Annotated in this window: 8 protein-coding genes and 1 pseudogene; 6 read left to right on the top strand and 3 right to left on the bottom strand. The window is 61.7% G+C overall.

The annotated features are described in order from the left end of the window. On the top strand, nucleotides 1–321 hold a 321-nt coding region (locus DTP52_RS08695), incomplete at its 5' end, for a transposase (protein WP_146206839.1). Between the two features lie 26 nt (nucleotides 322–347). Here DTP52_RS08695 and DTP52_RS08690 read toward each other — a convergent pair. After that, on the bottom strand, nucleotides 348–1,265 hold the full coding sequence (locus DTP52_RS08690) for a LysR substrate-binding domain-containing protein (protein ID WP_109752947.1): 918 nt from the start codon (nucleotides 1,263–1,265) through the stop codon (nucleotides 348–350). A gap of 183 nt (nucleotides 1,266–1,448) precedes the next feature. Between DTP52_RS08690 and aspA the strand changes: the two genes are divergently transcribed. From aspA to DTP52_RS08665, 5 genes and pseudogenes are all read left to right on the top strand, one after another. Beyond that, nucleotides 1,449–2,873: an aspartate ammonia-lyase gene (aspA, locus tag DTP52_RS08685; protein ID WP_003196363.1), complete on the top strand. Its 1,425-nt coding sequence runs from the start codon at nucleotides 1,449–1,451 to the stop codon at nucleotides 2,871–2,873. A 491-nt stretch (nucleotides 2,874–3,364) separates the two neighbouring features. Next, the gene (locus DTP52_RS08680; RefSeq protein WP_109752946.1) at nucleotides 3,365–4,816 is read left to right on the top strand and encodes a sodium:alanine symporter family protein; all 1,452 of its coding nucleotides are present in this window, start codon (nucleotides 3,365–3,367) and stop codon (nucleotides 4,814–4,816) included. A gap of 135 nt (nucleotides 4,817–4,951) precedes the next feature. Beyond that, nucleotides 4,952–5,956, top strand: coding sequence for an asparaginase (locus DTP52_RS08675; RefSeq protein WP_109752945.1), 1,005 nt, complete (start codon nucleotides 4,952–4,954; stop codon nucleotides 5,954–5,956). Nucleotides 5,957–6,041: 85 nt separating this feature from the next. Further along, nucleotides 6,042–7,034 carry an AraC family transcriptional regulator gene (locus DTP52_RS08670; RefSeq protein ID WP_109752944.1) on the top strand — a complete coding sequence of 331 codons (993 nt, stop codon included), beginning with the start codon at nucleotides 6,042–6,044 and terminating at the stop codon, nucleotides 7,032–7,034. A 122-nt stretch (nucleotides 7,035–7,156) separates the two neighbouring features. Then, nucleotides 7,157–7,426 (top strand): annotated as a pseudogene (locus tag DTP52_RS08665) (transposase); the annotation flags it as partial. 70 nt (nucleotides 7,427–7,496) lie between these two features. Here DTP52_RS08665 and DTP52_RS08660 read toward each other — a convergent pair. Both DTP52_RS08660 and DTP52_RS08655 read right to left on the bottom strand, forming a co-directional pair. Next, nucleotides 7,497–8,147, bottom strand: coding sequence for an HAD family hydrolase (locus DTP52_RS08660; protein ID WP_109752943.1), 651 nt, complete (start codon nucleotides 8,145–8,147; stop codon nucleotides 7,497–7,499). Nucleotides 8,148–8,173: 26 nt separating this feature from the next. Beyond that, complete coding sequence (locus DTP52_RS08655) at nucleotides 8,174–8,719, bottom strand: gamma carbonic anhydrase family protein (RefSeq protein ID WP_109752942.1); 546 nt, start codon at nucleotides 8,717–8,719, stop codon at nucleotides 8,174–8,176. Nucleotides 8,720–8,785 lie beyond the last annotated feature (66 nt).

Genomic DNA, 8,785 nt, shown 5'->3' with positions numbered 1-8,785 from the left:
CACTTTGTCAGTGGCGATGCATTCATTGCTTTCTTGGGGATGGATTTGCGTCCAAAAGATTCAGGGAAGAAGCACAGTCCTCGTCACTTGAGCAAAAAAGGGGACGGGGAGCTACGACGCCTGGCGCACAACGCCGCGATGGCGGCCTGTCGGTCTCCTGCCTGGAAACCTTACTATGAGGCCTTCTTGGCACGAGGCCTGGCCAGAACTCAGGCCTTGGTTATCCTCGCCCGCAAGTTGTGTCGGGTAGCATTCGCCCTGATGAAAAATCAGAGCGAATACCAACCAAATTCACGGTTGCAGGGTTCCCCTGCAACATAGAATCTCCCACAGGTAGGTTGTCGTGATCAGGAGCTGACCACACCCTGCGCCACACCACCCTCAAGCTTGCGCCACAACAACCGCACATTGGCCTTGCGCACCAGGGCGCAGCGGTACAGGCGGATCTCCAACGGCACGTGCCATTGCGGGCCGCCGCAGATCACCAGCTCCCCCCGGGCCAGTTCGGCGCGTACGCTCAGGTGCGGCACCCAGGCGATGCCCAAGCCTTCCAGGGCCATGCTTTTCAGGCTGTCGGCCATGGCCGTCTCGTAGACCGTGGTAAAACGCAGGGCTCGCTGGCGCAGCAACTGGTTGACCGAACGCCCGAGGAACGCCCCGGCACTGTAGGCCAGCAACGGCACGCTGGCCTCACCTTCAAGGTCGAACAGCGGGTTGCCGTTGGCATCGGCGGCGCACACCGGGAGCATCTCGGTCTGACCCAGATGCAGCGACGGGAAGATCTCCGGGTCCATCTGCATGGCCGAATCCGGATCGTAGAAGGCCAGCATCAGGTCGCAGCCCCCCTCACGCAGGGCGTGGACGGCGTCGCCCACGTTGGTCGCCACCAGCCGCGTGGCAATGTTCATCCCCTCGTTGCGCAATTGCGCGATCCAGCGCGGGAAAAATCCCAGCGCCAGGGAGTGGGCGGCGGCCACTTGAATGACTTCGCCCTGTCCGCCTTCCAGATGATGCAAATGGCGCAGCACTTCACCCAGTTGCTCGACCACCGTGCGCGCCGTCACCAGGAACAACTGCCCCGCCGCCGTCAGCTCGACGGGCGTACGCGAACGGTTGACCAGGGTCAGTCCCAGCGCCGCCTCCAGGCTACGGATTCGCCGACTGAACGCCGGCTGCGTCACGAAGCGCCGCTCGGCCGCCTGGGAAAAACTACGGGTAGCGGCCAGGGCACTGAAGTCCTCAAGCCATTTGCTTTCAAGATTCATCCCACCACCCTCCCTTAAACGCACCAAAACAGGTCACACGTTCGCCGCGCCGCCGGCGTCACACCGGCATTATGCCGAATATGCATAGCCCAGTGTTTAACAGCATTGGCCCTAATTTTTCCCAGAGCCTAGGATTCGCAGCGTTCCGGCTCAGACCGGGTCCTTATCGAGATGATTTCTATCATGTCCTCCGCTGCATCATTCCGCACAGAAAAAGACCTGCTTGGCGTACTCGAAGTACCGGCGCAAGCGTATTACGGCATCCAGACCCTGCGAGCGGTAAACAACTTCCGTCTCTCCGGTGTCCCGATCTCGCATTACCCCAAGCTGGTGGTCGGCCTGGCCATGGTCAAACAGGCCGCCGCTGACGCCAACCGTGAACTGGGCCAGCTCAGCGAAGCCAAGCACGCAGCCATCAGTGAAGCCTGTGCACGATTGATCCGCGGCGATTTCCACGAAGAATTCGTGGTGGACATGATTCAGGGCGGCGCCGGCACGTCGACCAACATGAATGCCAACGAAGTCATCGCCAACATCGCGCTGGAGGCCATGGGCCACCAGAAAGGCGAGTACCAATACCTGCACCCCAACAACGACGTGAACATGGCGCAGTCCACCAACGACGCCTACCCGACTGCGATCCGCCTGGGTCTGCTGCTGGGCCACGACGCCTTGCTGGCCAGCCTCGACAGCCTGATCCAGGCGTTCGCGGCCAAGGGTGAAGAATTCAGCCATGTCCTGAAAATGGGCCGCACCCAGCTGCAAGACGCTGTGCCGATGACCCTCGGCCAGGAATTCCGCGCCTTCGCCACCACCCTGAGCGAAGACCTGGCACGCCTGAAAACCCTGGCGCCTGAGTTGCTCACCGAAGTGAACCTGGGCGGCACCGCCATCGGCACCGGCATCAACGCCGACCCGCGCTACCAGGCCCTGGCCGTGCAGCGCCTGGCAACCATCAGCGGCCAACCGCTGGTCCCGGCCGCCGACCTGATCGAAGCCACCTCCGACATGGGCGCCTTCGTGCTGTTCTCCGGCATGCTCAAGCGCACCGCGGTCAAGCTGTCGAAGATCTGCAACGACCTGCGCCTGCTGTCCAGCGGCCCACGCACCGGCATCAACGAAATCAACCTGCCGGCCCGTCAGCCAGGCAGCTCGATCATGCCCGGCAAGGTCAACCCGGTGATCCCGGAAGCGGTCAACCAGGTGGCGTTCCAGATCATCGGCAACGACCTGGCCCTGACCATCGCGGCCGAAGGCGGCCAACTGCAACTGAACGTGATGGAACCGCTGATCGCCTTCAAGATCTTCGACTCGATCCGCCTGCTGCAACGGGCCATGGACATGTTGCGCGAGCACTGCATCGTCGGCATCACCGCCAACGAAGCGCGCTGCCGCGAACTGGTCGAGCACTCGATCGGCCTGGTCACCGCCCTGAACCCATACATTGGCTATGAAAACGCCACCCGCATCGCCCGCGTTGCCCTGGAAAGTGGCCGCGGCGTGCTGGAACTGGTGCGCGAAGAAGGCTTGCTCGACGACGCCATGCTCGACGACATCCTGCGCCCGGAAAACATGATCGCTCCGCGTCTGGTCCCGCTCAAAGCGTGATCGACACGAGCACCGCTCACCAGGTCGAGGGACTAGACACCTCTCACCTTTTGAGGGCTTGGGGAATATTCCCCAAGCCCTTTTTTTAATTGATAGCAGCCAAGGATGACCGAACCTGTGGGAAGGAACCTGCTCGTGATAAACGACGACGCGCTGCCCGTTGTAAACCGCGTCGCCAGCCAACACGAGCAAGCTCGCCCCCACAAGAACCTGACCGAAAGGCCAGGTGTTTCAAAGGATCCGTTTCGTCGGACGCACCACAACTGTGCAGACGGGCACCGCACTGATAGGTATAGTGCCGCCCCTCTTCGCATGAGCGGTCGTCGGCAGCGAGACCCTTAAACATGCGAAAACCGAACTAATAACAAACCCGCAAAAAATGGACCGGGACGCAACATCGCCCTCACCTGTCGTGCCGCGCGCCGACCGATGTAACGCAATGTTTCCAAATGGCCAGTATTTGCTTAAACAAAAAACAGCGAGGAATACTCATGCTCGAAGTCATCAACGACTTCCTTTCAGGGAAAGTGCTGATCGTGCTCATTGTCGGGCTCGGTGGCTACTTCACGATCCGCTCGCGTTTCGTACAGTTCCGTCATTTCTTTCACATGTTCACGGTCTTCCGTGACAGTCTGAAAAGCAGCACCGACCAGCTCAGCTCCTTCCAGGCCCTGATGCTCAGCCTCGCTGGCCGTGTCGGCGCGGGCAACATTGCCGGTGTCGGCATCGCCGTGACCCTTGGCGGTCCGGGTGCAGTCTTCTGGATGTGGGTGACCGCTCTGGTCGGCATGTCCAGCAGCTTCTTCGAATGCTCCCTCGGCCAGCTCTACAAGCGCTGCGACTCCGAAGGCCAGTACCGTGGCGGCCCGTCCTACTACATCCAGCACGGCCTGCAGAAGCGCTGGCTGGGCATGATCATGGCGTTCCTGCTGCTGGTCACCTTCGGCTTCGCTTTCAACGGCCTGCAAGCCCACGCGGTCACCCACTCGCTGAACAACGCCTTCGGCTTCGACACCACCTACACCGGCCTGGGCCTGGCGGTGCTGCTGGGCCTGGTGTTCATCGGTGGGATCAAGCGTATCGCCAAGGTTGCCGACCTGCTGGTACCGGTCAAGACCCTGGCATACATCGCCGTGACCATTTACGTGATCGTGCTGCAGTTCGACCACGTACCGGCCATGCTGGCGACCATCGTCAAGAGCGCCTTCGGCCTCGACCAGGCCTTTGGCGGCCTGATCGGCAGTGCCATCGTCATGGGCGTCAAGCGTGGCGTGTTCGCCAACGAAGCCGGCCTGGGCAGTGCGCCTAACGTGGCCGCCGTAGCCTCCGTCGAGCACCCGGTTGCCCAGGGCGTGGTACAGGCGTTCAGCGTGTTCCTCGACACCTTCGTGATCTGCACCTGCACCGCGCTGCTGATCCTGCTGTCGGGCTTCTACACCCCAGGCTTCGAAGGCGACGGCATTGCCCTGACCCAGAACTCCCTGGCAGCCGTAGTCGGTGACTGGGGCCGGATGTTCATCTCCGTGGCCCTGGCGCTGTTCGTCTTCACCTCGATCCTCTACAACTACTACCTGGGCGAAAACAACCTGCGCTTCATGCTGGGTGAAAACCGCAAGGCCCTGATCGTCTACCGCGCGCTGGTCCTGGTCCTGATTTTCTGGGGCGCCATCGAAAACCTCAGCACCGTGTTCGCCTTCGCCGACATCACCATGACCCTGCTGGCGTTCGTGAACCTGATCGCGCTGTTCCTGCTGTTCAAGGTCGGCATGCGCATCCTGCGCGACTACGATGACCAGCGTTCGGCCGGTATCAAGACGCCAGTCTTCGACTCCAGCAAGTTCCCGGATCTGGACCTGGACCGCAAGGCTTGGCCTGCGACCCCCTCGACGCCGGTTACCAAGCCTGACGCCGCTGTTGCTGGCGTGACCGCAGCGCAACGCTGATCGGTAACAAGCTGTTTGGAAAAAACCGGGCGCATCCCCTGCGCCCGGCGTGACACAGCATAAGGTCGGCGTCATGCTCGACCTTATGTTGTGGCGGCTAACCCAAGCTGCCGTTTTCGTCCTCGGAGAACAACCATGAATTCCACCACCTACCCCGCCGCCCAGCACGTCATGGTGCTCTACACCGGCGGTACCATAGGCATGCAGGCCAGCGCCCACGGCCTGGCCCCGGCATCCGGTTTCGAAGCGCGGATGCGTGATTACCTGCACAGCCAACCCGAACTCGTCGTGCCGCAATGGCGCTTCCGGGAAATGTCGCCGCTGATCGACAGCGCCAACATGACCCCGGCCTACTGGCAGCAACTGCGCGAAGCAGTGGTCGATGCCGTGGACGTGCAGGGCTGCGACAGCGTACTGATCCTGCATGGCACCGACACCCTGGCCTACAGCGCAGCGGCGATGAGCTTCCAACTGCTGGGCCTGCATGCGCGGGTCTGCTTCACCGGTTCCATGTTGCCCGCCGGCGTGACCGACAGCGACGCCTGGGAAAACCTCAGCGGCGCACTGGTCGCGCTCGGCCATGGCCTGGCGCCGGGCGTGCACCTGTACTTCCACGGCGAACTGCTGGCACCGACCCGTTGCGCGAAAGTGCGCAGCTTCGGTCGTCACCCGTTCAAGCGCCTGGAGCGCCAGGGCGGCGGCGCCAAGGCATCCTCCCTGCCGGTGCAGTTGAATTACGACCAGCCCAAGCAATTGGCGAACATCGCGGCGCTGCCACTGTTTCCCGGCATCAGCGCGCAGATCCTCGATGGCCTGCTGGGTAGTGGCATCCAGGGTCTGGTGCTGGAGTGCTATGGCAGCGGTACCGGGCCGAGCGACAACCCGGCCTTCCTCGCCAGCCTCGAGCGAGCGCGGGACAACGGCGTGGTGGTGGTGGCGGTGACCCAATGCCATGAAGGTGGCGTCGAGCTGGACGTGTACGAGGCTGGCAGTCGCTTGCGTGGCGTTGGCGTACTCTCCGGCGGCGGCATGACTCGCGAGGCTGCGCTTGGCAAGTTGCAGGCGTTGATTGGCGCGGGCTTGCCGGTAGACGAAGTTCGGCGGCTGGTGGAGCTGGACCTGTGTGGCGAGCTGAGCTGACACCCACAGGGCCCGCTCAAGCCTTGCAATCTTCGCCCGGCATATAACTTGCTCCGTTTCCAGCTTCCCCAGGCTGGAAACGGACATGCTTCATTCTCACCTCACCACCCTGAACGCCGTCTCACTGGTACTCAGCACCTTTAAAAGCGAAGGGCTGTCCAGTGATGCGTTGCTGGCCGGCAGCGGCATCAGCGCGGCGGACCTGAGCCGGGCCGACACGCGCATCACCACCAACCAGGAGATGCAGGTCTGCGCCAACGCCGTGGCCCTCAAGCGCGACATCGGCCTGGAACTGGGCCTGCGCATGCACGTTTCGTCCTACGGCATGCTCGGCTACGCCCTGCTCACCAGTGCCACCTTAGGTGACGCCTTGCGCCTGGCGCTGCGCTATCCGGCGCTATTGGGAACACTCTTCGACCTGAACCTGGACGATGACGGCGACTGCATATGGTTCAGCGCCAGCGATTATCGGGAAAACCCGGCCCTGGCGGTGTTCAATGCCGAGTTCTGCATGGTTTCGCTGAATATCATCTGCAACGACCTGCTCGGCCACACGCTGCCATTGCGCGCAGCACGCTTCGAACATCCGGCACCCGATTACCAGGCGCGTTACGCAGCGCTATTCGATTGCCCAGTGCGCTTTGACAGCGTCGATAATGCTTTCGCTTTCGAGCGACACTGGCTCGACCAACCCTTGCCCCTGGCCGACCCCATCACCCATCACGCCATGGCCGAACGCTGCCGCCGGCAGAACACCGAGTTCACCGGCCGCCAGGCCTGGCTGGGGCGGATTCGCCAGCTGCTCGCCGCCCAACTGGACGCCGCTCCCGGACTGGAAGGCCTGGCCGAACAAATGAACTGCTCGGCGCGCACCTTACGCCGGCACCTCAAGGATCTGGGTTGCAGCTACCAGGAACTGCTGGACGAACTGCGCTTCGAACGGGCCAAGCAGATGCTCTGCGAGGACCAGTTGCCGATCCATCGCATCGCCGAACGCCTGGGCTTCAGCGAAACCGCCAGTTTTCGCCATGCCTTCGTGCGCTGGAGCGGGGTAGCGCCAAGCCAGTTCCGGTCCTGATGTGGGAGCAAGGCTTGCCCGCGATGGCGTCAAACCAGACACATCCTGCTCCAACATTCCAAGCCGGATCTACTCCTGCTGTCCTAGCCTTGAACTAAAGGACAGATTAAGGATGATCACTTGTGACCACACGGCCTCATTCCCAACAGTTACGTTCCGGACGTTATTCGCAGTCTGGGCAAATCTATTTATTGACAGTGAATACGCGCGACCGCGAGCCGTTTTTTGGTCGCTTCGAGACAGGACGCTTGGTGGTTGATGCCTTTCGGAAGGCTCAGGAAGAGCAATTTGCCCATTCGTTGGCCTGGGTGGTGATGCCGGACCATTTTCACTGGCTGATCGAATTGCAGGAGATAGGACTCTCCAAACTGATTGCGCGAACAACAGGCAGGGTGCATGCCGCCCTCAGGCATTCCAGGTACTGCTCTGTGGGAGCAAGGCTTGCCCGCGATTGCAATATGACTAACCCCGCAAAAACGCCTGATGCAGCTCGTCCACCGTCTGGAAGTGATACGCCGGGCGCTCGGCGCTGAGTTCTTCATGGCTACCAAACCCATACCCCACCGCTGCCGCATCCAGCCCATTGCTGTGGGCGCCGATCAGGTCGTGTTTGCGGTCGCCGATCATCAGGGTGCTGGCCGGGTCGAGGCTTTCTTCGGCCAGCAGGTGGGCAATCAGTTCGACCTTGTTTGTGCGGGTACCGTCCAGTTCGCTGCCGTAGATCACCTTGAAGTGCCGGGCGAAGTCGAAATGACGGGCGATTTCCCGGGCGAAGACCCAGGGTTTGGAGGTGGCGATGTACAACTGGCGCCCTTGGCCGCCCAAGGTTTCCAGTAGCGGCATCACGCCGTCGAAGACACGGTTCTCATAAAGGCCGGTGACCTTGAATCGCTCACGATAGAAATTCACCGCCTCCCAGGCCTTCGCTTCGTCGAAGTCATAGAACTGCATGAAGGCCTGCAACAGCGGCGGGCCGATGAAGTGCTCGAGGCGGGTCAGGTCGGGTTCGTCGATGCCCAGTTTGCTCAAGGCGAACTGGATCGAACGGGTGATGCCCTCGCGGGGGTCGGTGAGGGTGCCGTCGAGGTCGAAGAGTACGGTTTGGTAATGCATGAACATTCCTGGGAGTGGCGGGCGATTCAGACCTGGTCGTAGCCTTCGGCCAAGTGCAGATCCTTGAGCTTCACGTAGTTCGCCGCGCTGTAAGTGAAAAAAGCGCGCTCCTTGTCAGTCAGTGGCCGGGCCTGTTTCACCGGGCTGCCCACATACAAGAAGCCGCTTTCCAGGTGCTTGCCCGGCGGTACGAGGCTGCCGGCACCGATGATCACATCATCTTCGACCACCGCGCCGTCCATGACGATGCTGCCCATGCCGATCAGGATCCGACTGCCTACGGTGCAGCCATGGAGCATGACTTTGTGGGCGATGGTCACGTCGTCGCCGATCAACAGCGGGAAGCCATCGGGATTGAAGGGACCGGCATGGGTGATGTGCAGCACGCAACCATCCTGGACGCTGGTACGCGCACCGATACGGATGCGGTGCATGTCACCGCGAATCACCGTCAGCGGCCAGACGGAGCTGTCTTCGCCGATTTCGACGTCGCCGATCACCACCGCGGTGCTGTCGACAAAAGCGCCACGGGCTAGCCGCGGGCTGTGGTTCTGGTACGTACGAAGGGTCACGATAGGCTCTCTCTTATCCAGTGATAGGCGCTGCTAGCTGCGGTGAACGTCGATTGTAATTAAGAT

Source organism: Pseudomonas sp. 43mfcvi1.1 (assembly GCF_900115935.1).
GTDB classification, from domain to species: Bacteria; Pseudomonadota; Gammaproteobacteria; order Pseudomonadales; family Pseudomonadaceae; genus Aquipseudomonas; species Aquipseudomonas bijieensis.
The sequence above is the reverse complement of the archived record's forward strand: the minus strand, read 5'-3'. Positions and strand labels throughout refer to the sequence as shown.

Coding starts and splice junctions, on each gene's coding strand:
- DTP52_RS08680 (WP_109752946.1), top strand. CDS start 3,365: ATGCTCGAAGTCATCAACGACTTCCTTTCAGGGAAAGTGCTGATCGTG.
- DTP52_RS08690 (WP_109752947.1), bottom strand. CDS start 1,265: ATGAATCTTGAAAGCAAATGGCTTGAGGACTTCAGTGCCCTGGCCGCT.
- DTP52_RS08675 (WP_109752945.1), top strand. CDS start 4,952: ATGAATTCCACCACCTACCCCGCCGCCCAGCACGTCATGGTGCTCTAC.
- aspA (WP_003196363.1), top strand. CDS start 1,449: ATGTCCTCCGCTGCATCATTCCGCACAGAAAAAGACCTGCTTGGCGTA.
- DTP52_RS08660 (WP_109752943.1), bottom strand. CDS start 8,147: ATGCATTACCAAACCGTACTCTTCGACCTCGACGGCACCCTCACCGAC.
- DTP52_RS08670 (WP_109752944.1), top strand. CDS start 6,042: ATGCTTCATTCTCACCTCACCACCCTGAACGCCGTCTCACTGGTACTC.